Source organism: Hyella patelloides LEGE 07179, assembly GCF_900659865.1.
Classification (GTDB): Bacteria; Cyanobacteriota; Cyanobacteriia; order Cyanobacteriales; family Xenococcaceae; genus Hyella; species Hyella patelloides.
Map to the genome: position 1 here is coordinate 1 of NZ_LR214205.1, position 1538 is coordinate 1538.

Annotated in this window: 1 protein-coding gene; it reads right to left on the minus strand. The window is 44.0% G+C overall.

Annotated features, from left to right (window positions below; all coding sequences use genetic code 11):
• Positions 1–1538, minus strand: a 1538-nt coding sequence (locus tag H1P_RS37905; RefSeq protein ID WP_222427352.1) for a non-ribosomal peptide synthetase, incomplete at both ends; no start/stop codon positions are given.

The window sequence follows — 1538 nt, forward strand, 5'->3', positions numbered from 1 at the left end:
GACTTGTCAAAACTTGAGGTTCATCTCTAGCCCAGTCAACCATTATCTGCATTAAGGCTGGCACTGAGTTCCAAATAGTAACCTCGTGCTCTACTATCAATTTTGCCCAGTGGGCTGGATCGCGATCGCACGAAGCTTCGGGAATAACTATTGTTCCTCCAGCAGCAAAAGTGCCGAAAATATCGTAAACTGACAAGTCGAAACTAAGGGAAGACAAAGCTAACACTCGGTCAGATGAATTAACGCCAAAGCGTTGGTCGATATCAATAATCGTGTTCACTGCCCCCCGATGCTCGATTTCCACCCCTTTGGGAGTACCTGTAGAACCAGAAGTGTAAATCAGATAAGCCAAATCATTGGGAGTCTGAATCGACTCCAGGGGCTCTTTATTTTCATGAGATAGCTCTGGATCGTCGAGGCACAGCCGTACAACTTGTTCTGACCAAGAAAGCCTCTCATTTAGCCAAGATTGGGTTAAGACAAGTTCGACCTGGCTGTTTTTGAGAATATATTCCCTGCGTTCTTGAGGTAAACTCGGATCGATAGGAACATAGGCAGCTCCAGAATTCAAAATACCAAGAACCGCAACTATCTGCTCCCACCCTTTTTCCATAACTACAGCTACCAATTGGTTAGGACTTATCCCTAATGACCGCAGCTTATGAGCAATCTGATTAGAAAGCTCGTGTAGCTCTTGATAGGTTAAGGTGCGTTGAGGTGAGATGACCGCTGGCTCTTTTTTTCGCTCCCCTACTCGGGCGGCAAACAAAGTATGTAACATCTCTTCAGAAGTTGGGGCAACAGTAGCGTTGACCAGACACTGCTGTGCCAACTGACTAGGAGGAACCAATTGTCGTTTAGTTTCTTGCCAAGCAGTTTCAGAATTTGCTAGATGCTTGAGAAAATGACAATAGGTCTCAAACATGTCTTCTATTAAACCTGCTGGAAAAAGTTCCTCAACCACATCCCAATTAAACGTCAATTGACCTTGTTCTTCCCAAACTTGAATATCCATCCAAGCTTGGGAAGCCTGAGTAATGCCATATACTAATTCTCCAAAGTGAGAAAAGGTTGCAGTCTGTTGACCAAGTGAATCCAAACCGAGAGTGCTAGTGAATACAACAGGGATTGCTCTAGGTAACGTACCTTTTCTACGGGCTATTTCTCGTGTTACCCCTACTCCACTAAAATAGCGATGTTCTAAATCTTGCCACAACTGACGCTGCAAGCGTAGCGAACGGTCAGTAAAGGATTCAGACGCAGAATTGTCGACTTTCAATAGAGTTACTGAGATAAAGTCTCCCAAAATATCATAAACCTGCGGGTGCAATGGTAGGCGATTGAATAGGGCAAGACTAATAGTAAACTGAGGACTTTTACTCCAAACTGTCAAGACTTCAGCAAAGGCTGCAAGTAAAATTCCCGATGGAGTTAAACCGATTTGAGCTGCTCGCTGTTTTAACTGTTGCCATTCAGCAAGTTCTAAACCTCCAGCGTAACGCTTACAGATATGCTGCTTAATTTCTTGGGGTTTTTTT